The 24838-nt window shown below is 56.0% G+C and carries 20 protein-coding genes; 13 read left to right on the top strand and 7 right to left on the bottom strand.

The annotated features are described in order from the left end of the window. Positions 1-20 precede the first annotated feature (20 nt). The 7 genes from M4951_RS14790 to M4951_RS14820 form a co-directional block, all read right to left on the bottom strand. A complete protein-coding gene (locus tag M4951_RS14790; protein WP_262022423.1) occupies positions 21-545 on the bottom strand; it encodes a hypothetical protein in 525 nt (174 codons plus the stop codon). 38 nt (positions 546-583) lie between these two features. Continuing rightward, the gene (locus M4951_RS14795) at positions 584-1951 is read right to left on the bottom strand and encodes a DUF1552 domain-containing protein (protein ID WP_262022424.1); all 1368 of its coding nucleotides are present in this window, start codon (positions 1949-1951) and stop codon (positions 584-586) included. Then, positions 1944-3896 carry a DUF1588 domain-containing protein gene (locus M4951_RS14800; protein WP_262022425.1) on the bottom strand — a complete coding sequence of 651 codons (1953 nt, stop codon included), beginning with the start codon at positions 3894-3896 and terminating at the stop codon, positions 1944-1946. The genes M4951_RS14795 and M4951_RS14800 overlap by 8 nt, the downstream gene beginning before the upstream one ends. Before the next feature lie 38 nt (positions 3897-3934). Next, on the bottom strand, positions 3935-5281 hold the full coding sequence (locus tag M4951_RS14805) for a FecR family protein (RefSeq protein ID WP_262022426.1): 1347 nt from the start codon (positions 5279-5281) through the stop codon (positions 3935-3937). Continuing rightward, complete coding sequence (locus tag M4951_RS14810; protein ID WP_262022427.1) at positions 5281-5808, bottom strand: sigma-70 family RNA polymerase sigma factor; 528 nt, start codon at positions 5806-5808, stop codon at positions 5281-5283. The genes M4951_RS14805 and M4951_RS14810 overlap by 1 nt, the downstream gene beginning before the upstream one ends. Before the next feature lie 126 nt (positions 5809-5934). Continuing rightward, positions 5935-6372: a hypothetical protein gene (locus tag M4951_RS14815; RefSeq protein ID WP_262022428.1), complete on the bottom strand. Its 438-nt coding sequence runs from the start codon at positions 6370-6372 to the stop codon at positions 5935-5937. A gap of 126 nt (positions 6373-6498) precedes the next feature. Then, positions 6499-7497: a DUF1559 domain-containing protein gene (locus tag M4951_RS14820; protein WP_262022429.1), complete on the bottom strand. Its 999-nt coding sequence runs from the start codon at positions 7495-7497 to the stop codon at positions 6499-6501. Between the two features lie 553 nt (positions 7498-8050). Here M4951_RS14820 and M4951_RS14825 point away from each other — a divergent pair. The 13 genes from M4951_RS14825 to M4951_RS14885 all read left to right on the top strand — a co-directional run bounded on the left by M4951_RS14825 (position 8051) and on the right by M4951_RS14885 (position 24476). Then, positions 8051-8866, top strand: a complete 816-nt coding sequence (locus M4951_RS14825) for a hypothetical protein (protein ID WP_262022430.1) — start codon at positions 8051-8053, stop codon at positions 8864-8866. Between the two features lie 84 nt (positions 8867-8950). Further along, a complete protein-coding gene (locus tag M4951_RS14830) occupies positions 8951-10015 on the top strand; it encodes a methyltransferase (protein ID WP_262022431.1) in 1065 nt (354 codons plus the stop codon). A 298-nt stretch (positions 10016-10313) separates the two neighbouring features. Next, positions 10314-10829 carry a sigma-70 family RNA polymerase sigma factor gene (locus M4951_RS14835; RefSeq protein WP_262022432.1) on the top strand — a complete coding sequence of 172 codons (516 nt, stop codon included), beginning with the start codon at positions 10314-10316 and terminating at the stop codon, positions 10827-10829. Beyond that, positions 10826-11818, top strand: coding sequence for a hypothetical protein (locus M4951_RS14840; protein ID WP_262022433.1), 993 nt, complete (start codon positions 10826-10828; stop codon positions 11816-11818). The genes M4951_RS14835 and M4951_RS14840 overlap by 4 nt, the downstream gene beginning before the upstream one ends. Positions 11819-11863: 45 nt before the next feature. Next, entirely contained in the window at positions 11864-14566 is a 2703-nt protein-coding gene (locus M4951_RS14845; RefSeq protein ID WP_262022434.1) for a DUF1592 domain-containing protein, read from the top strand. Positions 14567-14577: 11 nt separating this feature from the next. Continuing rightward, the gene (locus tag M4951_RS14850; RefSeq protein WP_262022435.1) at positions 14578-15879 is read left to right on the top strand and encodes a DUF1552 domain-containing protein; all 1302 of its coding nucleotides are present in this window, start codon (positions 14578-14580) and stop codon (positions 15877-15879) included. Between the two features lie 186 nt (positions 15880-16065). Next, positions 16066-17073 carry a DUF1559 domain-containing protein gene (locus M4951_RS14855; RefSeq protein ID WP_262022436.1) on the top strand — a complete coding sequence of 336 codons (1008 nt, stop codon included), beginning with the start codon at positions 16066-16068 and terminating at the stop codon, positions 17071-17073. A 69-nt stretch (positions 17074-17142) separates the two neighbouring features. Further along, positions 17143-17622 (top strand): carboxypeptidase-like regulatory domain-containing protein, encoded by a 480-nt coding sequence (locus M4951_RS14860; protein ID WP_262022437.1) that lies wholly within the window; start codon positions 17143-17145, stop codon positions 17620-17622. Positions 17623-17800: 178 nt separating this feature from the next. Next, complete coding sequence (locus M4951_RS14865; protein WP_262022438.1) at positions 17801-18805, top strand: DUF1559 domain-containing protein; 1005 nt, start codon at positions 17801-17803, stop codon at positions 18803-18805. Positions 18806-18877: 72 nt separating this feature from the next. Beyond that, the gene (locus M4951_RS14870) at positions 18878-19357 is read left to right on the top strand and encodes a carboxypeptidase-like regulatory domain-containing protein (protein WP_262022439.1); all 480 of its coding nucleotides are present in this window, start codon (positions 18878-18880) and stop codon (positions 19355-19357) included. Positions 19358-19624: 267 nt separating this feature from the next. Continuing rightward, on the top strand, positions 19625-21292 hold the full coding sequence (locus M4951_RS14875) for a GntP family permease (protein WP_262022440.1): 1668 nt from the start codon (positions 19625-19627) through the stop codon (positions 21290-21292). A 511-nt stretch (positions 21293-21803) separates the two neighbouring features. Next, the gene (gene araD, locus M4951_RS14880; RefSeq protein WP_262022441.1) at positions 21804-23534 is read left to right on the top strand and encodes an L-arabinonate dehydratase; all 1731 of its coding nucleotides are present in this window, start codon (positions 21804-21806) and stop codon (positions 23532-23534) included. Between the two features lie 90 nt (positions 23535-23624). Then, on the top strand, positions 23625-24476 hold the full coding sequence (locus M4951_RS14885; RefSeq protein ID WP_262022442.1) for a dihydrodipicolinate synthase family protein: 852 nt from the start codon (positions 23625-23627) through the stop codon (positions 24474-24476). Positions 24477-24838: the final 362 nt, after the last annotated feature.

The following is a 24838-nucleotide window of genomic DNA, read 5'->3' on the forward strand; positions in this document are numbered from 1 at the left end:
GAATGAAGTCGCAGGGGAGACTACGGCTGGGAATCGAAGGAGGTCTGGAGCGGAGTATTTCTCTTTTCCATCCAAGGCCCCCAGTCAACGTCCGGATAGGTAGGAGCTTTGGACGCTTCATCCACCCAGACCAGTCCAAAAATATGGTAGGGCGCTTCATAGGCCCAATTGCCTTTGATTCGCACAGGCCCGTCGTACAAGACGTTCCGATTTTTCACGAACTCATGTTCCATGAAGGGCTGGTAGGCATGAGTTTCCGTGAGGTGCAGTTCCAGCAGCAACTCGGGATAGGGAAATCGTTTGCCCTCTGGAATGTAGGACTGATCGGCGGACTTAAAGTAAACCGACTTTCCAATGGTCACCAGGCGTCCCACGGCGTCGATGGAGCCTTCTTTGGCGAACTGCCGCATCCGGTCAGCGCGCGGGAACTCGTTGACTCCGTTCAGAATGATCGCTAGTTTCTGCTCATCGGTAAGCTTCGGCGCAGTCTTCTCTCCAGCGAGAAGAGGAGACGCTGCGAAGCAAAAACACCACGTTAACTGCATGGCGATTCTAAGATCGCGCCGCTTGCTGAAGTTGAATGTCAAACTAGCAACTCCTGGAGAGGGCCCTTTTGAATTTCGTCGCGGATGCCTTTCATCTGATGCCCGAAACTCTCGGCAGGAAGACCGGCAGCATGCAAGAGGCTGTTATGAATGGTATTGACCGTCCGCCAACCCGACTGACCGCGCGTGGGATAGACGATATAGCGGCCATCGAGCTTCAGCCGAGGCGAACCTCCCAGCAGCACGTAAGGCCATTCAAGACATCGCGTGTGATGCGTGTCCGCCGAATCACTGAGATAGACGATGATCGTGTTGTCAAGCATCGTACCGTCCCCCTCAGGAATGGAGGCCAATTTGTCCATCGTGCGGGCGATCAACTGAAAGTGAAATGCCCGGATCGCTTCCGCTTCGGCGATCGCCGCTTTGTCGCCGCCGATAATCGCATGCCCCATGGGATGCTTGGATTGAGACGCCAGTTTTGAAAACTGAATATTGAAATGCCGGAAACCCACCCCCGAAGCGATCGTGACGACATCCGTCAGACCGGAAACCAGCGTCGTTGTCGCCAGTTCAAAATGCGCATCGAGTCGGTCCTCGGGAAGCGCGGATCCAAAGCGATCGCCCGGCTTCCATCCTGCCAGCTGTTTCTTGCCAGCTAATTCTTTCACGCGGCGATTACGCACCTGAATGTTTTCATAGGCGTCCAGGTACAAGTCGAGCTTTCCAGTCTCCGCGGCAGGCAGTGAGCGTCGCGCACTGCGAATGTCCTCTTTCAGATAGTCGAGCAAATAGGCTTGCTCGCGCGTCGCGTCGGCACTCGCGATCGGCCCGAAAATTCGTTGGTAGGCGGCGGCCGGCTTACAGAACGTCGCGGCGCTTTGTCCGGGACCGGTTGCTGAGCAGTTGAAGACGACTTCGCGGTCCTGGGCCGAAATCCCTAGAACGACGTGCTCGAACACGGTCTTCGCATTCCGCCCCAAGACGTAGTCGATCGTCGCATCATGGATGACTTTACCATCGAGCGTATTGTAGGCCCCCAGTGCGCCATGACTGGTAGAGTGTCCACCGCCGCACACTTCGCCGTTGACGCCCTGCAGCACGACCATCCGGTCTGCGTATTTTTCCACCGGCTTGAGCGACGGAGGCAGATGCTCCCCTTCGAGCCGATGCGTCGTCAGCTGCTTTCGATCCTCGCGCGCCACGAACGGCAGGTTGCGAGGATGAAGCTGCGCCGGCGGCAGGCCGTTCCCCTCCAGCACGAACAGGAATCGGGGCGATTTGCGCTCGACTCCCTCGGCCCCCAACGCAAGGCTATGGAGGATGGGAGCCAAATAGGTCGCTCCACCCACGCCAAGCGACAGGCCCTTTAGAAATCTACGGCGAGCAAAAACAGGATTATTATTCATGGCTTTTAACCGTTGATGGAGCATCAGTGCGATAGAGAAACGAGTCGGACGTAAGCAGCGTCAACACCGTTTCTTTGAGGCTTCCCTCCGTCTGGTCGTAAGTCGTTTCCATATCGATCAGCGTCGGCGCGTCATCGATGGTCTCGTTACGGCCGGTGAAAAAGCGGAACACATGCCGCAAAAAGACTTGCTTGACTTGCCGTGAGTCGGCCAGCGCGGTTACGTAGGGAATCGGACCGGTAACTTCCTGTCCCCAAAGCTCGCCGGTCGTGACTACGGGCTTCGCCTTCTCTTGCGTACGGAACTGTCCAAACAAATCGAATTGTTCGAAGGGCAAGCCTAGCGGGTCCATGTGTCGATGGCAGTGAATACATTCTTGGGCACGCGTCACGTGCATCTTTTCGCGAAGCGTCATCGATTCGTCGGCAGGCAATCGAGCATCGACTTCGACCGGCGCATCGGGAATCATTCCGCCCAGCAGTTTGGTCGTAACCCAGCGTCCCCGTTGAATCGCCTGGTTCTTTTCATTGTCAGAAAAGGCCAGCAACCAGGCAGGATGCGTGAGAATGCCGGCCCGCTCGTTGGCGGGCATTTCATACCAGCGGGGATGTTTCTCGACGCTTTCTGGCGCAAGATTAAAGTTGCGATGATAGTCCTTGTAGCCGTTCTGCTTACGAATGGGGGAGATCTTGGCGCCATAATAATTAAACATGCCGCGAACGTAAAAGCGTCGCGATGTGAGCCACTGGCGAAGCACGTCTCGATCTTCGTCGAGGATTTCAACGATGAACTTGTCCGCATCTTCGACTAGTCGGTTGGGGTGATAGTCATTTTTGTCTTTGTCTTTGAATACCTCGATCGCCCGCGGATATTCAAAATACTCGTGAGCGAAACGCAACAACCGGCTGCGCATCGCGTCACGCTCTAGATACGGTCGCAAGGTCGAACGGAGTCGTTCGCGATCATTCAGATCGAACTGCTCCAGCGCCGCGGTCAGATCCGCATCCGGTCCCGCTACGTCGACGGCGTAGCCAAGCGTCACGGCCGCTTCCGTGGGGCTCAAATAGCGGCGACCGAACTTGTCCGCTTCGCCTGCACCGAGCTCAAATCGGAATAACACGTTGGGCCGTAGCAAGATCGCTTTCACAGTCAGCCGATTGGCGGCTGCTTCGCCCAGATCGCGTTCACTGCGAGCATGCAGATCCAACAACGCTTGCAACTGCTCGGGGTCGGCTGGCTGTCCCGTAATCTCCGAAAAAATAGTAGCCCAAAGTTTTTTCTGGTCACGATGCGAAGATTTCACATAACGATTCCAGCGCCGCTTGATGAACTCATCGACGATCGTTTCCGACTCAAGCAGCAGCATTTCTGTGGTAGAGCTGTCGAAACCATGGACGCCGGCGAAATCCAGAAAGGTATGGTCGGGCGTTTGGTACGGAAACGATACTGGTTTTGCATTATTGCGATTGTCAAGAAACAACAGTTCGTGCGAAGTAATCTGTCGAGCGCGAGCGATAAAGGAGTCAACGTCGAGTCGCCAAATCCTGGCTGGCGTCGCGGCTTTACGGACCGCTGGTTCAGAGAACAGAACGGCGTGGTCCACCAAGTTGCCATAACCTGGTTTACGCGTTCTATCGTGTCCATTCGCTTTCAGGAAGCTGTCGAGCGAACGCATGAATTTGGCACGCTCTTGAGAGGAGGGCTGGTCAGAAAACTCCGGCGGCATGTTGTGCAGCGCCGTCTGATCGTAAGCTCTGAATAGCAGTTGAATCTCCGCCGATCGGTAAAAATCGGTCAGATCGACATCCCCTTCGGTCGTGTCAGGGCCGTGGCAATCCAAGCAGTATTTCGTGATATACGCGGTGATTGCTACTTCTTCGGAAGATGCCGTCGAAGCGACCGCACTCATCGCGGTAGCAACCGCCAGACAAACGAACCATCTCACGAATTTTGACTTCGAAAATTTCATACTGCGGAGGGACTTTAGGAGGAAGACTTTGCTTTAACCGCGAGGCCATACATCAATGAATGGACCCCTTTTACGCGGTGCTGTAGAGGCGCACCGAGCTTCAATTCTCCCGGTCCCGCTTCGCACTTCCAGATCGAGAAGTTGAGATAGGGACCATCGGATTCAACCGTCGCCGCCGGATGATCCCCCATTCCAGGGTGCCAACTGCCGGCGCGAATAGAAGCGCCCTCCACGGGATGAAAACGCTCCTTCAACCAATTCGGCACTTGGCCAGGCGACACAATCAGAACATAAACATCCGCGGGTTCGTTCAGATCGAGGGTCAGTTGATAGTCCTCGATGTACCGAAAATTGTAGTACGTGCGAATCAGGTCCGCCCCTTCCAACCAGGCCGGAAATTCTTCGCCAACCGATGCGGACCAAACGGGATTCGGCTTATCGTTAAAGGCAAGCGCACCCGGCTTCATTCCCCCCTGGATAACGCTGTAAAAGGGTCTCAGGTTTCCTTCCCCCAGATTGTCATGAACCTCGCGCACCACGCCAACATGGGCGACCCGACTGAGTCCTGCGCGATCGGCTTCAATAGCGACCTGCTGCCAACGTCGCAATCCCGCTCGCGCCGAGAACCGCAAAGCTTCCCCTTCGGTCAGTCTTACAACTTCTCTCGAGGCCATCGCGCTGGAGGGGTAAAACTCGACTTCGCCAGAAAACACCGCTAGGCGCGACTCGCCGTCACGTTCTACTTCGAGACCAAAGCGAGTCCCCAGATCGACGATTTCGCCGGCGTTGGTAACGACGGTAAACCCTTCGCCACCGTTGCCTGCTTCGGCGATCATGCTCCCTTCCAACAGTCGCAGTCGCTTGCCGCTTTCAAACGTGGCCTCAACCGGCGCTACAAATTGAACGCGCACGTTAAATGGCAGCATGATTTCCAGAGTGCCTGTTTCAAGCCGGAACGAGCCGAGCGAAATCATCTCCCCGATCGCGGCATTTCCATCGACGCCGGTCAGGCGTGCGTTGGTCATCGCAATCACGTTGGCCTGGACGCTCACCGGTCGACTGGGAAGAACCAACCAAGTAGCCAAGAGAACGGTCGCCGCCGCGGCGAATATAAAATACAGCATCCGCGGCATTTTCACGTCGCGTACCGGGCGATTGGCCCCGACGTGACGCTCGACTTCGTCCGCATGATGCAGATGGCGAACCGCATCTCGGAGCTGTTGCTCTCGAATGTTCGCCGTCACGAACTGCCGCATGTGCTGTTCGTCTTGATTCAACCATTCACAGAGTTGTTGCTCTTCTTCGTCGGTGAGTTTTTTTTCCTGCCAACCGTCGAACAGCGGGTTTTCAAAATCGGTCATTAGATCGCTCCCTTGGATGGCAATTGGCCTTCGATGCACCTGCGTAGTGCGAGCCGAATGCGATGAAGCGTCGTACGTATGCTGGTTGAAGTTCGCCCCAACTGGCTTGCAATTTTGTCGGAGTTCAAATCCTCGACATAGCGAAGCCGCAGCATCTCTTGTTGCTTGGTTTCCAGTTTGCCCACGCATTGTCGTAAGGCCAAAGCTTCATCACCCAGTTGGGGAGAAATCTCCGCCCAGGCCGTGGTGTACTGATCGAGTAAGTCAGGGTCGCAGATGATGCGGTTTCGTGCGGTGTCGCGACGACTGCCGAGTATCTCGAATTTTGCAACTCCCATCGCCCACGCGATGAATGGACGCGTCGCGTCGTATTGCTCAAACTTAAGCAGCAGAGCTACTGACGTGTTCTGCACGATGTCGCGAGCCATCCAAGAATCGCTTATCAGCGAGTCAACATACTGGCTGACGACAGGTTGCGCCTCTGTCCAAAGCCGGGTGAATTGCATTTGTTGTTCATTTGTCAGCATGTTGCTTCTCTCTCCGTTCCATTACTCTCCACAAGCGTCACTTGTGTGGCACGAATTCTGACAAGAAATATTAGATATCTCCCCATTCGGTCGGACATGCGGAGTGCGCCGGCCCTGCTTCTCGGATTATTTTTTCGTTTTCGCGGCCGACCCCGGTCGGGGAGCAATTCGCAGTTCAAAGTCGGCGGCGTGTTCTTCTCGAGGAATCTCGACGGTAAGTTTTGTTTTTTCGTTGTACTTTCGCGGCACGATTTGCACGATTCTCGGCATCCCATCTCGGTCGAATCCTTTGGACTCGCTGGCGTAAATCTGCACTTTCTTCATGCCAGGGGTCGAGCTTAAGTGATACTTCCCATTCACGATCACTCCGCTTGACTCGGTGCCGACGGCGACATCCTCGGCCGAGGTGAAAATGATGTCACCATTTTCAAGCGTTTCTCCATTGAGAGTCACCGTCCCCGTGACCCTGTACCGTTCGATCGTCGGGCGCTTTTCACGGCAACCAACCGCTGCAATCGCAACGACGGCCAACAGGAGCCAAACGCTTCGGATGTACCCATCCATGAACTAATTTCCTCAGAAAAGTTAAAACAGGACGCGTGCAATCAGCACCATAGCCAGGCAACTTTCGCCAAGTCGCTGAATGGAGTCGCCCAATTTAGACGCGGGGAGCATATCAGTCCGATTCGACTAGTATTCGCCGAGGACGTTCCCATCATTGCGAACGCCGAGACTCGCGTAGACGGTCAAATCAATCGTTTCTGCAAGCAGATGGCAAGAGCCGTCCACAAACAACACTTGCACGCCGCCGGGGTGGGCGGAGTTAAGCGGATGGTTAGAACATCCATCGGTGCAAACGCCATCGGCGCCGCTGGTCGTGAAAGGCCGATCGGGGCCTGGATTCATTGCGTAACGAATCGCGGTAATCGCGTAGGTTCGCGTCCCTCCGCCAGAGTTCGCCACATCGGTGCTCGTGTCGCCAGCACCGAGGCCGCCCAGCGCAAAGCCGGCGCCAAAGTTTGGACGCAGGTCCACTTGTTCATTGTCGGTCGACCAAACCCAATTTCCCACTTCTCCGACCATCATGGTTGTCGATGTTCCATCCGTGACATCGCGAAAAGCGGTCTGAGAATTATGAAACATGACGCCGTTTTTAGAATAAACGCCGGCCCGCGACGACGACATATCGACGCCGACGGCCCCGCCAAATCCGTTCTTCACGCCTGCGATCGCCAGGTAATCGGGGATCATGGAGTATGGAGTGCCGCTAGAAAACTCTTCCAGCAACGGAGAAGAGGGACACTCATAAATGGGGAATTTTACGCCTTCCAGCGCATTTCTGATGGATGTGGTGTTCCAACTCCCTGCGCGGGCCAGACCGGCGCTCTCATAGGCGTTGTTGTTTTCCGAAAACGGCATGATGTAGCCCATCCAGGACGTACCATATCTTGCTCCGGGGGCCGTACCAAATGGCGGTAGATTATTGGACGAACCGGGAGGCAGACGTTGATAGGTATCGTGGAACATATGCAGCGCCAGCCCCATCTGCCTTAGATTGTTGGTGCAGGAGGAGCGACGAGCGGCTTCGCGAGCTGTTTGAACAGCGGGCAACAACAAACTGATGAGGACGCCGATGATGGCGATCACGACCAGCAGCTCAACAAGCGTAAAGGCATTTCGTCGATTCATGAAAAAACATTCCGTTGGGGTCGCAGCATTATCGATGTATGAGTACGTCTTGTCACTAATTAGCGAGATTAGAAGCCACCTCGATAAGTGATTCTCCTCAACCTGGGCGGACTGTGACAGAAATCTCGAAAATCTCGTCAAACTTTTTTACTGCGCTCGTTTGATCTTACCAATGTCTCCGACCGAAAGGATTTCTCTAAATGCCTTTGTGAAAAACACTTAAGACCGAGAGGCACAGTTTGTTTGGTGAACCTCCACGCCGCCTAGTTCCGTGAGATTGCGTTTCTAACTGCGGCAATCACCCTCTTCGCAATAGCGACGATAGAAGTGAACAGCTATCTTTATTGCCGGCATTCCAGATGACCGAATTTGGCTCGCGCAATCCTCCATCTCGGCAATCGCTGAGAGGATGCTGTTTGGTTCAAGCCAGCGTGACTCGGTCGAACAATGCAAACGATCTTTTTCCATTCTGAGGTACAATCTTTGTCCAACACGGCCTGAGGCGCCGCCGCTCGATTCTCAGACATTCTGCAACTTGGACGACTAGCAGACCATGTTCCAACGCATCCTTTCCACTCTTTTTCTCTTGGCAGGCGCACTTGGAACCATTGGCTGCGTCCTGATATTGATCGCGGTTTGGACCGTCAGCATGCGCGTGACGCGCGCGACCGACAAAGTCTTTAACGCAGCCGATGGCATACTCGCCGACGTCCGTGAGCGAGTCGCAAAAACGGAAGATCGCGTTCAAGCTCTCAAGATCACTTCCCACGAAATCCAAGCTAACGCCCAAACCTGGGCCAAGGCGGAAGCGGCGGAACTCGCTGGCTCGCGGTTGGGCGTGAAGAAAAAAGCGGAGTTACTTCTGACCGAGCTTGACCATGCCAAACAATGGATCGCACTCACCGAATCATCAGTGCAACTACTGCAACAAGCGGTTGAAGCGAGTCAGTCACTGGGCGTCTCCGCAAAGACCGATTCCGTGCAAAATCTCATCCAAGAAATCGAAGCGATTCAAGAGCAACTGCGCCAAGGGATCGAGACCGCGAAAAACATCACCCATCGCGCCGCGGAGGCAGGTGAAGGGAAACTGACGGCGGACCGATCCGATCAGATCGCCCAATTGGTGGTGCGCGTTGTGGCGACGCTAGGTATCGTCGATGCTCGAATCCAAGCAATCGAGAATCACTTAGCAAATTTTGAGTCTGCGCTGAAAGACGCCCAACAAAAGCTGATCCGCTGGGTGAATCTGGCGGCGATCGGGGCCACGGCCATCTTTGCTTGGATGGCGGCCGGCCAATGCGCATTGTGTTATCTCGGCATTCGCGGATTTCGTCGTCGCAGCAATCTGGCAGTTTCGTCGCCCTCGTAAGACTGCTGCGCCATCGACAGCGGACGCGGTCATGGAATAATAAGGCGGATCCCAGACTTTCTTCGCTCCCAGAGGCTCCCACGAATGCCGAACAAGTCAACCAACCGTTCGCTGACCGATCGCCCCTCGACCGACCCGACTCCCCTTTTCGAACACTTTCGCGGGATGCACGGCTCCGAATTGCTGACCGCTGCGGTCGCGCACTTCAATCTGTTTGGCCGGTTGAATCAAGCGCCAACCGACATCGAGACGCTGCGCAAAGAGTTGCAGTTAGAACTGCGCCCCGCGATCGTGCTGCTGACGGCGTTAAAAGCGATGGGACTGTTGAAAGAAACGGCTGGTCAGTTCAGCTTGACCGAGTTGGCCGCCGAACATCTAGTCCCTGGCGGCGCATTCGACTGTGGAGACTACGTCGGGCTGGCTGCGCAGAGCCCCGGCGTCCTTTCGATGGTTCATCTGTTAAAGACCAATCGCCCGCTGGGAAGCGACGACGATGACGCCGGCGGCGCCGCGTTTATCTACCGCGACGGCATGAAGTCGGCGATGGAAAGCGAAGACTCGGCGCGCCACTTTACGCTGGCGCTGGCAGGTCGCGCCAAGAATGTCGCTCCGGCCCTGGCCGATGTGATTTCGCTGAGCGATGCGCAACTGCTGCTGGACGTCGGCGGCGGGACCGGCATCTATTCGCACGCCCTCTTGCAAAAGAATCCTCACCTGCGGGCCATCGTTTTTGATCGTCCTCAAGTTTTGAAGATCGCGGCGCAAATGGGCGAAGAGTACGGCGTAAGTGATCGTTGCGAGTTTGTCAGCGGAGATATGTTCGCAGACAAGCTGCCGACCGGCGCCGACACGATTTTGCTCTCCAACATCCTGCACGACTGGGACCTGCCCGAATGCCAACAGTTGGTTGACCGTTGCGCCCAGATTCTTCCCCCTGGCGGCCGCCTGCTGATTCATGACGTCTTTCTCAACGACGCGTTGGATGGGCCGCTGCCGATCGCGCTCTATTCGGCTTCGCTCTTCTCCTTCACCGAAGGTCGAGCTTACAGCGGCGCCGAATATCGCAGCATGCTAGCATCCGCCGGTTTGAAACCTGAGCCGATCATCCCCACGCTCGTGCACTGCGGCGTTCTTGTCGGAACAAAATAACCGGCGGTACGCCGCCCCTCGCTGAGGCGAACCCCTGCAGATCGATCTGCCAGGGGGACCAGATACTGCGCTATCGTCACTGATCTTGAGAGCCGTTCGCCAGACGTCGAAATGGCGCGGTGTACACTGATGACCATCGACGTTCATAATCCGCTCCAATCTGCCGTCGCCTATCTTCATCACCGCAACGTCCCACAAGGGAAACATTCGGACCACTGCCTCAATTTAGACATTTTTTGCCAGAATAAAAATAAACTTTGGTAAGTCTGCAGTTGCCTGCGTCATAGAGAAGTAACCCATGAACGAATTAACCAATCACACGCTGCGGGTACAGCAATTGTTTGTGCAGTACCAATCGCAGTTGAAAGCGTTTGCGCTCGTTTTGAGTCCCAACTTCGTCCAGGCAGACGACCTTATGCAGGAAACATTCCTGACGATTACCGCCAAGGCGCATGAGTTTGATCTGGAGAGCAATTTTCTGGCGTGGAGCCGGTCCATCCTTCGCTTCAAAGTGCTGGAAGCTCGACGAGCCGCAGGCGTCAAAACAGTCGACTATCTCGACTCGTTGGTCGCTACTTGTCCCGATCAATGGGCCAGCGAGGAACGTCTGCACAAGTTGACCGAATGCATCCAAAATCTTGCCCCCAAAGCGCGTGAAATCATTTTGCTTCGCTACCAACGAGAGCATTCTCCTTCGCAAATTGCGGAGATGCTGTCCCGCACGGTGAACTCCATCAACGTTGCTCTCTCCAAGGCGCGGCTTGCCTTGCGTGATTGCATGGACCGACAACTTCAGACTGGGAGTTCACAATGAATGACCCCTACGTGGATCGGCTGATCCAGTCCCATTTGGATGATTTGCTCACCAAACAAGAGTTGGTCGAGTTTGAATCGCTCATGCTGCAATCCGAATCGGCGCGGATGCGATTTTGGGAACTCGCCGAGATTCATGGGCTAGCTCCTCAGGCCGTTGCGTCGCTCAGACAGGAACTTGAGCACGATCCCGTGACGCCAGTTCGTAATACCTCAACGCCGCGAACCGACGCCCATTGGTGGAGTCGAGCGTTTTCGTTCACACGTCAGCGACAATCGGGGCTGACCCTCGCTGGCGGCGTTTTACTGGGTGCACTGATCTCAGCTTTTGCCTGGCCGGTTCGCGGCATGCCTCAAATGTCGCCCCCCATCAGCTTAACTGCAGAGAGCTTCGAATCCGGTTTGTCGCCTGCGGTATCAGGAATGCCCCCGATCACCGATCTCTGGAGCGGAGATTTCAGCAAAGTGGTTGGGGCGCAACAAGGCGTCGTCCCCGCCGATGGCGAGAAGATGCTGCAAATCCTGCGTGCGGATTACGACGGTAAGCCGACGCCCGAAGGAAGCTATTGCGGCGACCTTTACCGCTTGATCGATGTCCGCTCGTTACGAGAGCAACTCGAAAAGCAAGGAACGATCGCGCATACCTCGGCGTTGTTCGATATGTCGACGCAGCCCGAAGGCGAGAAATACCGCTATTCCGTCCGAATTCTGGCCCTGACAACGGAACTGATTTCTAACCCACAGCAATTTGATCCCCTCATGATCGACGAATATGCGTTAGCGACGGCCCGACAGAACGTTCGGCTCGACAACGATCCACAAACATGGGAGCTGGCGCAGTGCGAATTACGGCTACCGGCCAAAACCGATTTCGTTTTGATTCACATCGGCATTACCTATGGGCACAACGACGAAGACATCCGTCGCAATACGTTCCCTGGTCACTTTGTAGATGACATCCAAGTTTCGCTTTCGAATTTCGCCCACTAGTTCCTGCTGCGATCCCTCCTGCCCTGACTTGATTCCAAGATAACTATGATGAAACCGCTTCTTGCAACATTCCTATTCGCCGCGATCTTTCTCTTGTTTGGATCGGCATCCGCAGCCGAAATCCCCGTCGTCGCCGTCGCGCAGAATCAGTTCGCGATCCTCGAAAAACATTGCGCCGACTGCCACGCCGGGGCAGACGCCGAAGCGGGATTCCGGATCGATAATTTGTCGTTGACGATCAACGACAAATTATCGGCGGCACGCTGGCAGAAGGTGCTCAACGCATTGAACTCGGGAGAAATGCCTCCCGAAGAAGAGCCTGCGATCGACAAAGCGGAAAAGGCGAACTTTCTGGAGCACTTGGCCAACAAGATGGTCGATGCGCGCCGTCTGCTGGCCGATCAGAAGGGAGAGATCACCATGCGGCGTCTGAATCGCCGCGAATATCGCAACACGCTGCGAGAGCTGCTCGGCGTGCAAGCCAACGTCAGCGAACTGCCAGGCGACACGGGAACGGGAGCGTTCGATACGGTCGGTTCCAACTTGTACATGTCGAGCACTCAGTTCGAGCAATATATCGCCTTAGGACGTGAGGCGCTCAACGAAGCGTTCGATCGGCAAGCGGCCGCCGGCGTCGAAAAGAAGACGCGTTTTGAGACCGAGGAGATCACCCCCAAGGTCGCCAAATTTATTGAGTACCAAGTTGACGCCAAAGCCCGCGCCGAGAACTGGATCAAAGAGGTGGACAAAGCCGTTGCCGATCCGGCAAACGCCGCGGCTATCGAAGAAATCCGCGCCGGACCGCTCGGCAAACACCGAGACATCCTCTATCGAAACTGGAAGAAGCTCAAAGGCGCTCCTGCTCCGGAAACGTTCGGATTCCAAACGGAAGAAGACAACGCCGACAAAGCCTTAGCGGCGTCGCGTCCCTTCCATCTTCCTTACCACCGCTACTATATGGAGCAACCGGCGATCGCGACCGGCGCCTATTTGGCCGCTTCCAGTGAGCATCCCTCGGTGCTCGATAACGCCACGATCAATATGCTGGTTCCCTGGGGCTGGCCCGTCGGCGACTATGTCGTTCGTTTCCGCATCGCAGCGACAGAACACGCGACGCCGGATCGTCGGTTTATTGAGTTTGGGATCAACCCGCGCCTGCAACAGGCGATCAGCGTGCATGAAGTCACCGGCACGATGGACGAGCCCCAGGTGATCGAGATCCCGCTGAAGTTCACGCGCGGCAATGCGGAACGCGCCAATCGCTCGCTCTACCTGCGTGAAAAAGGGACGCGAGACGACTGGGAACAGGCGACCCGCGTCGCCAGAGAGGGACGCGATGAGAATAACGGCATCGGACGAAAGTTCGCCTTGTGGATCGACTGGATGGAAATCGAGCGCGTCCCCAACGTCGAGCAACCGCCCGGCGTCGCCGCGCTTGGCCAACTTCCGCTGGATGACAAGTCGCCGGAGCCGCAAGACGCCGATCTCCGTGCCGCTTTTCAACAGTTCGCCGTCGAGGCCTTTCGGGGGAATGACCCCACGCCCGAGTATCTCGACCAACTCGTCCAAATCTACCATTCGTACCGAAAGCTTGGCCAGAAGCCGAGCGACTCGCTCAAAGACACGTTGGCGATCGTCCTGGCGTCTCCCATGTTTCTTTATCACTCGGAACCGAGCGATCCGAACCAGCCGCGACAACTGACCGATCGCGAACTGGCCAATCGACTCTCCTATTTCCTGTGGGGATCGCCTCCGGATCGTCCGTTGCAAGACCTGGCCGACAGCGGCAAGCTGCAAGACCGCCAGGTTTTGGATCAACAGGTGACCCGGTTACTTAACGACCCGCGAGCCGACGATTTTGTCGATGCGTTCACCTATCAATGGCTCGGGCTAGAACGCCTGGACTTCTTTCAAGTCAACCTGAAACATCATCCCCGGTTTGATAACAGCACCCGCATGGATGCGTGCCGTGAGATCCATGAAACGGTCGGTCACCTGCTTAAGAAAGACGGTTCGTTAAACGAGTTGCTCGAAAGCGATCAAATCGTCATCAACGGGGTGCTCGCCAACTACTACGGGATCGACGGAGTCCATGGCGATTTCTATCGCCCGGTCACGCTGCCCGACGATTCGCCGCGCGGCGGCTTGCTCGGCATGGCGGCCGTTCACTTGATGGGCAGCAACGGCGATACCTCGAATCCCGTGGAACGAGGAGTCTGGGTGCTGCGCAAGTTGCTGCACGATCCTCCTCCGCCGGCGCCAGCCAATGTTCCGCAATTGGCGCGATTGTCAGGGAAACCGCTGACGACGGAACAACGTTTGACGGCGCATCAGGAAGAACCCCAGTGCGCCAGCTGCCATCGCAAGATCGATCCGATTGGCTTTGGCCTCGAAAACTTCGACGCCGTCGGCATCTGGCGAACCGAGGACAGCTACCAGGCGCTCGACGACAACGGCAAGCCGGTCGCCGACGGAAAAGTGACCTGGAAAATCGATCCTGCAGGCAAGTTACACAAAGGTCCCATGTTCGAGAACTACCTCCAGCTGCGCAGCGTGATCGCCGCCCAAAACGAGGCGTTCGCTCGCGGGTTCACGGAAGCGTTGATCCAATACGCGTTGGGCAGACCGATTGGCTTTACGGACGAGCAACTCATCGATGATGTGATGAAGCAAGGCAAGCAAAAAAATTACGCGATCCGTAGCTTCGTGCACGCCGTGGTTCACAGCACCGAATTCCATACGAAATAAGAGAGGGAAACATGTTTCCAGCCAATAACCTCAATCGTCGCCAAGTCCTGCGTTCCGCTACCGCCGTGATCGCGCTGCCGCTATTAGAGTCGTTCGGCTTTCGCCGCTTTGCGAGAGCCGCCGCGCCGGCTGCGCCTCCCAAGCGTCTGGTCTTTCTGGGCTTTGGCTGGGGCGTGACGGAAGAGTCGTGGTATCCCGACAAGTCCACGCCTGGCGCCGATTTCGTGTTGCCCGCCGGCTTGCGTCCGTTGGAGCGACATAAGGCCGACTTCTCGATCGTGCAGGGACTGCGCAACAAGTTTTCGGTCGAGGGTCACGCCGGCAGCACTTGGTGGCTGACCGGAGCCAATCCTTACGCCCAAGCGGGACAAAGCTATTGCAACACGATCTCCGCGGATCAAGTCGCCGCCGAAGAGTTTGGCCGCTATACGCGATTCGCGTCGCTGCAATTCAACCATAGCGAGACAGGCGATCGATCGGGGCACGGACCAGGTCTCTCGTTGGCCTGGGATGCGAGCGGCAAACCGGTGGGGGGAGAGAACGGTCCGCTGGCCGCGTATCACCGAATGTTCTCGAAAGATTCGGTCCCGCTCGAACAGCGTCAACAATTGATCGCCCAAAAGCGCAGCGTGCTGGATACGGTTCTCGAAAATGCGCGCAGCCTGAAGCGCGGCCTCGGGCAAAACGACAACGAAAAGCTGGAGGAATACTTCGACAGCATCCGCAACATCGAGACTCGATTAAGCAAAGACGAGAAATGGCTCGATCGGCCGCGACCTGATGCGCCGCTAGGCGAACCCAACTCGACGTTGTCGGGACGCGACGAAATCAAGGTCATGTACGACCTGATCGTCGCCGCATTTCAAACCGACAGCACGCGTGTGATTACCTATCGCCAGCCTGTTGCGACGTTGCTGAAAAGCCTCGGCAATAGCACGGCGCCGCACGACATGAGCCATTACCACTCGACGCGGGGTGAAAAGCTCGTTTGTTCGCAACTCCGCGATCAAACGCAAAGCGCTTTGCTGGCCGGGCTGATCGATCAACTGAAGGCGACCCAAGAAACAGACGGCAGCAGCCTGTTTGATCACATTGCACTCGCTTACGGCAGCAATATCCGCACCGGACACGATCTGACTAACTGCCCGACCATCATCACCGGGGGCGGCGCCGGCGTCAAACTCGGTGAGAACATTGTGGTCGCCAAAGATACCCCGCTGTGCAACGCCTGGCTGACGATGTTGCAAGGAATTGGCGTTCCTGCCGAGCATCACGGCGACAGCACCGGAGTTATTCCAGAACTACAGGGATGATTCATCCCATCCTCATTCCATCTTATTTGCGTTCCTATTTTTGACTCATTCCCAGATTTTGTGCTTTCATGAGAAAGGAAAGCGATCCTCCTTTTTTCTCATCAAGATCCCACTCGACCGCTTGAATTTCCAATAGAGCAGTCGCTACCACTTTTCATTCGATCTATTTATTGAGAGTTTCGATCAATGAACATTCGTCATGCAAATCCACGATTCGGTTTTACGCTTGTAGAACTACTTGTTGTCATCGCGATCATCGGCGTTTTGATCGCACTACTGTTGCCTGCGGTGCAGCAGGCTCGCGAATCGGCTCGCCGCTTGCAATGCAAGAACCATTTGAAGCAATTAGGACTCGCGGTCCACAACTATCACGACACCTACGGCGTGCTGCCGCCAGCCGCGATGGGACCAGACGAAGCGAGCAACCGCTACAGCGCATTCGTGCGCTTACTTCCCTTCTTAGAACAATCGGCGGCTTACGATACGATTGCCGCAAATCCTAAATCTCCCTGGACTTCGTCTGGCGGCAATGGAGCTTACGTTTCGGTTTTGTTTTGTCCTACGGCGCCTCTTATCGACTATCCGATCAATGGCCTCCCTTATACGAATTACGTTTTAAACATCGGCGACGTTTCGTGGAATATTCATGAAGAAGCTAGTGTCCGAGGTTTGTTCGGCGGTTCCTCGGTTTTTGCATTTCGCGATGTTATTGACGGATTAACCAACACGGCGATGATGTCGGAGGCCCTGCCCTGGCAAGATGACGGTAACGGCAGAACCGCGAATGGTTTTGGCGCCGTCTCGCGAACCGATACGCAAAACCCGACGAATTGCAAAGCGAAGTGGATCAACAACCAGTTTACCGACTACTCGGACACCACTGCGACAAACCGTGACCGAGCCCCAGGCGGACGTTGGAGCGATGGAATCGCGGCCATCATTAGCTTCAACACGATCCTCGGTCCGAATTCCGCCGTCTGCGCGGACTTTGCCGGCAAGCAAGGGGTCTTGCCTCCCAAGTCGATGCATCCCGGTGGAGTGACGCTGCTCTTAGGGGACGCTTCGGTTCGATTCATCAGCGAGAACATCGACGCCGGCAACGTCGTTGGCTCTAGTCGCACTGGTCCCAGTAAGTTTGGCGCCTGGGGAGCGTTGGGCACGCGTGCCCAAGGTGAAGTGGTCGCCGAGTTCTAATCACCGGAAAATCATTCGCCTAATCCAATTATCGTGATCGAACGAAAACCCCCAATTTGGACACTTCTCATGTTCCATCGAACCATCGGCTTTGTTCTCTGTATAACGTGGCTGGTCGCCGCAGCGGGATGCTCCAGCGGCCAAGACAAATGGGAAAAAATGCGTCCCCAGGTCTTTAAGACCCAGGGCGTTGTCCGCATGGATGGACAGCCCTTACCAGGCGCGATTGTTGCTTTTAGCAGCATCGAAGGAAATTATTCCGGCACCGCAGTCACCGACGATTCCGGCAAATATCAGCTGACGACCTTCGAAGACTATGACGGCGTCATTGCTGGTGAATTTCAGGTCAGCGTCGAAAAAAACGACTGGGTTGAGTACGGGCCGGAAAAAGGAACTGACTCAACGGGCGGAGCTTATCGACGTCCCATTAAAAAGGTTCCGTTGACTCCGGCAAAATATCGAGACTTTGAAAAATCGGAACTGACGGCGACCGTTACCCCCGAGGGCCCCAATACTTTTGACTTCGACATCCAATCCGATGCAAAGTAAGTAACGCCGATCGTCACCAGAAACAGCGTTGAGCCATCTGCGCCTACGCTGCGATGGCTGCGGGATTTCGATTCGCCGAGCCTCTTCTGCTGCGCTCTAATTCTATTTTCCAGAAGCCATCAAATGGGCTATCTATACAACAACAGTAACGCCGTATGAACGGTGAGAGCTTCCACAAATGAACATTCGTCATGCAAATCCACGATTCGGTTTTACGCTTGTAGAACTACTTGTTGTCATCGCGATCATCGGCGTTTTGATCGCACTGCTGTTGCCTGCGGTGCAGCAGGCTCGCGAATCGGCTCGCCGCTTGCAATGCAAGAACCATATGAAACAGTTGGGCTTAGCGGTCCACAACTATCACGACACCTACGGCGTGCTGCCGCCAGCCGCGATGGGACCAGACGAAGCGAGCAACCGCTACAGCGCATTCGTCCGCTTGCTGCCTTTCTTCGAACAATCGGCCGCTTACGATGTTATTGCCGCGAATCCTCAAGCTCCTTGGGGTGCAGGCGGCGGCAATGGAGTTGAAATTTCGCTGCTGAAATGCCCTACGGCTCCCCTCGTCCCTAATAAGAACAACCTCCCTTACACGAATTATGTTTTGAACGTCGGAGACGTTGCGTGGAACATTCATGAAGAGGGAAGTGTACGAGGATTATTTGGCGGTCCCTTTATTTTTGCCTTTCGCGACGTCCTCGACGGATTGTCTAACACGGCGATGATGTCCGAAGCCCTGCCCTGGGAAGATGACGGTAACGGCAGAACCGCGAATGGTTTTGGCGCTGTCTCGCGAACCGATACGCAGAACCCCGTAGCCTGTAAGGCGAAGTGGATTAACAACCAATTCACCGACTATTCCGCGACGACCGCTGCGGATCGAGACCGAGCCCCCGGCGGACGTTGGAGCGATGGAATAGCAGGAGTCATCAGCTTCAATACCATCCTCGGCCCGAACTCCGCCGTTTGCGCAGACGCCGCTGGCAAGCAAGGCGTCTTGCCTCCCAAGTCGATGCATCCTGGCGGAGTGACGCTGCTCTTGGGGGACGCTTCAGTTCGATTCATCAGCGAAAACATCGACGCCGGAAACGTCGTTGCCTCTAGTCGCAACGGCCCCAGTAAATTTGGCGCCTGGGGAGCATTGGGTACGCGCGACCAAGGCGAAGTGGTTGGGGAATTTTAACCCCTTCAACTCTCTCACGTCTCATCGATTCAAATTTTCGATCGAACAGAAATTCCCCATGAGGATACTCTCATGTTTCATCGAACCATCGGCTTCATTCTCTGTATTACGTGGTTGGTCGCCGCGGCTGGCTGCACCAAACACGAAGACAAATGGACCGCGATGCGTCCTCAGGTCTTTAAAACCCAAGGCGTTATCCGCATGGATGGACAACCCTTACCCGGCGCGACTGTTGTCTTCGAAAGCAGCACCGGAAATCATTCCGGCACCGCGGTCACCGACGATTCCGGTAAGTATCAGCTGACGACTTTTGAAGATTTTGACGGCGTCACCGCAGGTGAATTTCTAATCAGCATCGAAAAAAACGACTGGATCGAGGTCGGACCAGAAACGGGAGAGGCCGTAGATGGCGGAACCTATCGACGTCCTCTCGAAAAGGTCCCGCTGACCCCCGCCAAATATCGAGACTTTGAAAAATCGGAACTAACGGCGATCGTCACCCCTGACGGCCCGAATCGCTTCGATTTCGATATCCAGTCCGATGCGAAATAAGAGAGGCGCCACGTCAAACGCAGCAGCGTAGCGCCGTCCGCGCCCTACGCTGCCGTTGCCAACCGATCGATCCCGGTTTGCCTGCTCTCGTTTCTTCTGCTACGCTCTGTTTACTTTTCGGAAGCCATAAAAAACGGCTATTTGTCAAAAAAACGACTCCGGACAAGTGAAGCGCCTTCGTTGCGCCCCATGCAGATCGCCTGCCGCAACTCCCTCCCTTGATTCGCTCGTCCCCGCTAGTTTCAAAATGACTGGGCATTCCTAGAAATGTTTGCGATCGTCTTGGGAATGCTAATCGTCGTTTTCGGCGTGCTGTTCTTGCGGCTGCATGCATTTCTAGCCCTCTTTTTCGCCACTTTAGTCGTCGCCGCAGCGACCGCTACCCACAGCGTCTCTGAAAGCGTGTTGCTGCATTGCACGGCGCAGGTGGACGCGATTTCTGGCAAGCAGCTTGATCTGTCAGAAGTCGGCAAAGACCTGGCCGCCAAGCCGGGCGCGTATTATCTAGTCAGCAACGTCGAAGCGATCACGAAGTCCACTTCTCCTTTGGTTTGGATCGAGCGATTTGAAGTTGCGGACGATTCGGCCACCGCCTTCCTGGGCGAGGAACTTCCTGAAAACGTGGTTGCAGTCGGCGCCCGACTCGTTCCCCACGACAAGTACCAGCATGCCGTTCAGCTAGCCAAGACGAGCCCGATCAATCGCGTAGCCAACGCGTTGGGAGATACGTTCGGCAAAATCGGCCTGCTGATCGCGATGGCGTCGATCATCGGTCAGTGCCTGTTGGCCAGCGGCGCGGCGGAGCGGATTGTCCAAACTATTCGCCAGGCGATGGGGGAGAAGTGGACCGCGCTGGCGTTCGTCGTCAGCAGCTTCGTGTTAGCGATCCCGGTCTTCTTCGACACCGTCTTTTTTCTCATGCTGCCGCTCGCGCAAGCGATGGCGCGAAAAACCGGTCGCGACTACTTAAAGTATGTCATGTCAATCATCGTGGGCGGATCTTTGGCTCATTCGCTGGTGCCGCCGACCCCGGGGCCGTTGTTTGTGGCGACCGAATTGAACGTCAGCATCGGCGCGATGGCGATCGGCGGAATCGGCGTCGGAATCTGGGGCGTGATCGCCGGCTACTTTTACATGCTGTGGGCCAATCGTCGCTGGCAGATCCCCTTGCGTCTGGATGCGCCGGAAACCCCGCCCCACGAATCGACGGATCTGGACCAACCGCGTGAACCGCAACTTCCCAGTTTCGGCCTTTCGATTCTGCCGGTGGTCGTCCCTATCTTTCTGCTGGGGATGAAGACAGTCAGTCAAACGTGGCTGTCCGATTTCGACGGTCCTTGGATGCCGTTCTGGAATTCGACGATCTCGTTTTTCGGCGACAAGAATATCGCTCTTTCCCTGGGCGCCGTGCTCGCATTATTGACATTGCTGGGCAAGCCCCAAATGACTTGGGCCGGCTTAGGAAAATCGGTGCAAAAGGCGCTCAGCGAAGGTGGGGTCGTCGTTTTAATCACTTGTGCAGGCGGCGCGTTTGGCGAGATGATTCGCCAGACCAACGTCGGCGCCACCATCGCCCAGTCGCTGCCCGAATCGGTGGGCGGAACCGGCCTGCTCGTCACGGCGTTTCTCGTCACCGTAATCATTCGCGTGATTCAAGGATCGGCGACGGTAGCCATGATCGCCGCGATCGGAATTGTCGTCCCGGTCGCGACGCAGATCGGCCTTCCCTTTCACCCCGTCTACTTGGCGCTGGCGATCGGCTGCGGATCCAAACCGCTCCCCTGGATGAATGACAGCGGTTTTTGGGTCATCAGCCGCATGAGCGGTTTCACCGAAAAGGAAACGCTAAAAACCTTCTCGGTGCTGCTAACCATCATGGGCGTCGTCTCGTTCCTGGCGACGCTCGTTTGTGCGATCTGTTTTCCTTTTGTCTAACATGCGAATTTCGAGAAGAGAACGCGGCAAAGCCACCGCAGGAAAAACCCCAAACAACCTCACTAGAGCGCTTTTCAGCAAGCTGAACAAAGAGTCCCCTATCGTCTAGCTTTTCCCCCAAAATCAGCCGCACGGCGTTAGCCGCGGTTTCTGACAGGAACTCTTTGTCGACGGAAAATTGGTAACAAAAACCGCGGCTAACGCCGTGCGGCTGATTTCGTGAAAGCCGAAAATAGCGATTTGACAGAACACTAGCCAGAGGCGCGAGCCGATGGAATCCGGTCAGCGATCCTAACTCAGATCGAAGTAGTCAGCCGCACTCCATCGGCTTGCGCCTCTGGCTAGTGTTCGCTTGGTTCGAAAAAGCGCAACTTCAATACCTGCGTAGACGAGTTGCCAAGCAACTTCCACATCTGTTTCCAGACGCCCTCTTAAGACTAAGATAAACATTCATCCGAAACCGTTTCTCTCCACGATTTGTTTCCACTCTCGAAGTTGAATTGTTTCCACGATGCCTGCAGAACCGTCTGAAAATCCTGAGTTGAATAGCAGTCGCTGGTTTGCACCTGACAGCCTGCGCGGCTTTGGGCATCGATCACGTCTGAAAGGGATGGGCTACGACGACGAAGACTTTCGCGGCAAGCCGGTCGTCGCGATTCTCAATACGTGGAGCGATCTCAACACTTGCCATTCGCATTTCCCCGAGCGCGTAAAAGAAGTCAAACGCGGGATCTGGCAGATGGGGGGCTTTCCGGTCGAAATACCGGTGATGTCGCTCGGCGAAATGATGATGAAGCCGACGACGATGCTCTATCGCAATCTGCTGGCGATGGAGACCGAAGAAGTCCTCCGTTGTCACCCGATCGACGCGGCGGTATTGATGGGCGGCTGCGACAAGACGGTTCCGGCGATGATCATGGGCGCCATCTCCGCCGATCGCCCGGCGATTTTTCTGCCGGCCGGCCCCATGTTAAAAGCGCGCTGGAAAGACCAGACGCTCGGCAGCGGCAGCGATGCTTGGAAATATTGGGATGAGCGCCGCGCCGGCAACCTGTGTGATGAATCATGGGGACAAATCGAGAACTGCATCGCGCGGTCGGCAGGCACCTGCATGACCATGGGAACCGCTTCGACCATGTCGGCGATCGCCGAATCGCTCGGCTTTACGCTGCCGGGCGCATCGTCGGTTCCGGCGGTGATCGCCGAACACTCACGTCTGGCCGTCGCTACAGGCCGGCGCGCCGTCGAAATGGCCTTGCAGAAACTGCTCCCTTCCTCCTTCTTGACGCCGGCCTCCTTTGACAACTCGATCGTCACCAGCATGGCGATCGGCGGCTCGACCAACGCGATCGTGCATATCATCGCGATGGCGCGACGCGCCGGAATCGAATTGACGCTGGAGCGTTTTGACGAACTCTCGCGCACCACGCCGGTCTTGGCCAATATTCGCCCTGCCGGTAAATTTCTGATGGAAGACTTCTTTGACAGCGGCGGTCTGCCGGCGTTGCTCCAAGAATTGGGTTCGCACATCGACGGCAGTTGCCAGACGGTCAACGGCTTTACCCTCGCCGAAAACGTCGCCGCCGCCGAAGTCATTGACGCCGACATTATTCGTTCGCTGGACAATCCAATCTCCGCAACCGGCGGCACGTTCGTCCTGCGCGGCAACCTGGCCCCGTCAGGCTGCGTTATCAAGCCGACGGCGGCATCTCCGCGATTGCTGGATCACACCGGCCCCGCGGTGGTGTTTGACGACTACGCTCAACTCAAGTCGCAGCTCAACGATCCAGCATCCGGCATCACGGCCGATTCGGTGTTGATCTTACGAAATGCCGGCCCCCAGGGAGGCCCCGGTTTTCCTGAATGGGGAATGCTGCCGATTCCAGACCACCTGCTCAAACAGGGCGTTCGCGATCTGGTCCGCATCTCCGACGCGCGGATGAGCGGAACCAGCTACGGAACCTGCGTGTTGCATGTCGCTCCCGAAGCGGCCGTCGGCGGACCGCTAAGCCTGGTTCAAAACGGCGACCTGATCCAGCTGAATGTCGAGCAGCGCAGTCTGAATCTGCTGGTCGACGAAGACGTATTGGCCGAGCGCCGCAAAGCGTGGACTCCTCCTGCGGCTCGCTACAAGCGGGGATACGGCGCGATGTTCCTCAAGCACGTCACCCAAGCCGACGCCGGCTGCGATTTTGATTTTCTCCATCACGGCGCTGACACGCCGGATCCCGATATTTTCTGAGACAGCTACCATCAAGGACCTCGATTGGCCATGGATACCCAACCCATAACCGCTGCAACCATTTCCCGTTCCGTGTGGGCTGTGCCCTCAATGGCGCGAACCGCCGCTGGCGCCCTCGATCGAGAGGAAAACACGAAAATCATCCGCCACATCGAGCAAGGCGGAATCTCGACGCTGTTGTACGGCGGCAATGCGATTTTCTACCATCTGACGCTCGCCGAATATCGCACGGCCTTGGAACTGATCCGCGAAAGCGCCGCGGACGAGACGCTGGTCATCCCTGCAATCGGACCCGCGTATGGAACGATGCTCGATCAAGTCGAGATTCTGAAAGACTTCGACTTTCCGACGGCCATGCTTTTGCCGCAGCGGGATGTGGTCACCTCGGCCGGCATCGCGACGGCCGTGCGGAAAATCTCCGAACGACTCGGCAAGCCGATCGTGCTCTATCTGAAATATGACCGCACGGTAAGCGTCGATGACGCCGCCGCGCTGGTCAGCGACGGAGTCATCTCGGCCATCAAATACGCCGTCGTCCGCGAAGACTACACGCAAGACGACTACCTGCGCGGGCTCACTGAGAAAGTCGACACCAGCCTGATCCTCAGCGGCCTCGGCGATCAGCCGGCGATCGTCCACATGCAAGACTTCGGCCTCGGCGGCTTCACCACCGGCTGCGGCTGCATCTTCCCCCAACTGTCGGTCGCGCTCCTGAAAGCGATTCAGGCCAAAAATTGGAACGAAGCCGAATCCATCCGCGAACAATTCCTACCGCTAGAACGCCTACGAGATTCGCTCGGCCCCATCAGCATCCTGCACCGCGCGACCGAACTAGCGGGCATCGCCAACACGGGCCCGATCATCCCGCTGCTGTCGGAGCCAGACGAAGCGATCCAAACCCGGATATCGGCGGCGCTGCAGCAGATGAGCACCACGAAATAGCAGGAAGCTTGTTGACAATTTAGAGCGCCAATTCCTAAGCCGCTGGTTTGCAATCGCAGACTGGCGGCTTTTTTTGGGGTTGGCAAGGAAGATCCAGTGACGCGTCAATTTTTGACGTCGCAATTTATCGCTCACACGCGAAGGCGGATAAATTAAAATTCACGGATGGCTCGCGTTTTATTCCAGAAATTTCTAGACGACACGTTTCAAATCCATTAGCTTTGATCTGACCTCCCCACAACTTGGTGTAGAGTCGATAGAAGACGTTCGTAAGATGGCAAGACCAGAGTCTTCCATTGCAGTTGCATTTGCCCCGCTCGCCCGCGTGCGTTCAGCTACGAGATGATGAAGCAGGCTGGCTA

It is taken from the genome of Blastopirellula sp. J2-11, assembly GCF_024584705.1.
In the GTDB taxonomy this organism is placed as follows: domain Bacteria; phylum Planctomycetota; class Planctomycetia; order Pirellulales; family Pirellulaceae; genus Blastopirellula.

Excerpts from the sequence above, each read along its gene's own strand:
- M4951_RS14795 (WP_262022424.1), bottom strand. The coding sequence starts at position 1,951 with ATGAATAATAATCCTGTTTTTGCTCGCCGTAGATTTCTAAAGGGCCTG.
- M4951_RS14840 (WP_262022433.1), top strand. The coding sequence starts at position 10,826 with ATGAATGACCCCTACGTGGATCGGCTGATCCAGTCCCATTTGGATGAT.
- M4951_RS14820 (WP_262022429.1), bottom strand. The coding sequence starts at position 7,497 with ATGAATCGACGAAATGCCTTTACGCTTGTTGAGCTGCTGGTCGTGATC.
- M4951_RS14815 (WP_262022428.1), bottom strand. The coding sequence starts at position 6,372 with ATGGATGGGTACATCCGAAGCGTTTGGCTCCTGTTGGCCGTCGTTGCG.
- araD (WP_262022441.1), top strand. The coding sequence starts at position 21,804 with ATGCCTGCAGAACCGTCTGAAAATCCTGAGTTGAATAGCAGTCGCTGG.
- M4951_RS14860 (WP_262022437.1), top strand. The coding sequence starts at position 17,143 with ATGTTCCATCGAACCATCGGCTTTGTTCTCTGTATAACGTGGCTGGTC.
- M4951_RS14835 (WP_262022432.1), top strand. The coding sequence starts at position 10,314 with ATGAACGAATTAACCAATCACACGCTGCGGGTACAGCAATTGTTTGTG.
- M4951_RS14875 (WP_262022440.1), top strand. The coding sequence starts at position 19,625 with ATGTTTGCGATCGTCTTGGGAATGCTAATCGTCGTTTTCGGCGTGCTG.
- M4951_RS14825 (WP_262022430.1), top strand. The coding sequence starts at position 8,051 with ATGTTCCAACGCATCCTTTCCACTCTTTTTCTCTTGGCAGGCGCACTT.
- M4951_RS14870 (WP_262022439.1), top strand. The coding sequence starts at position 18,878 with ATGTTTCATCGAACCATCGGCTTCATTCTCTGTATTACGTGGTTGGTC.
- M4951_RS14845 (WP_262022434.1), top strand. The coding sequence starts at position 11,864 with ATGATGAAACCGCTTCTTGCAACATTCCTATTCGCCGCGATCTTTCTC.
- M4951_RS14810 (WP_262022427.1), bottom strand. The coding sequence starts at position 5,808 with ATGCTGACAAATGAACAACAAATGCAATTCACCCGGCTTTGGACAGAG.
- M4951_RS14790 (WP_262022423.1), bottom strand. The coding sequence starts at position 545 with ATGCAGTTAACGTGGTGTTTTTGCTTCGCAGCGTCTCCTCTTCTCGCT.
- M4951_RS14805 (WP_262022426.1), bottom strand. The coding sequence starts at position 5,281 with ATGACCGATTTTGAAAACCCGCTGTTCGACGGTTGGCAGGAAAAAAAA.
- M4951_RS14830 (WP_262022431.1), top strand. The coding sequence starts at position 8,951 with ATGCCGAACAAGTCAACCAACCGTTCGCTGACCGATCGCCCCTCGACC.
- M4951_RS14865 (WP_262022438.1), top strand. The coding sequence starts at position 17,801 with ATGAACATTCGTCATGCAAATCCACGATTCGGTTTTACGCTTGTAGAA.
- M4951_RS14885 (WP_262022442.1), top strand. The coding sequence starts at position 23,625 with ATGGCGCGAACCGCCGCTGGCGCCCTCGATCGAGAGGAAAACACGAAA.
- M4951_RS14850 (WP_262022435.1), top strand. The coding sequence starts at position 14,578 with ATGTTTCCAGCCAATAACCTCAATCGTCGCCAAGTCCTGCGTTCCGCT.
- M4951_RS14855 (WP_262022436.1), top strand. The coding sequence starts at position 16,066 with ATGAACATTCGTCATGCAAATCCACGATTCGGTTTTACGCTTGTAGAA.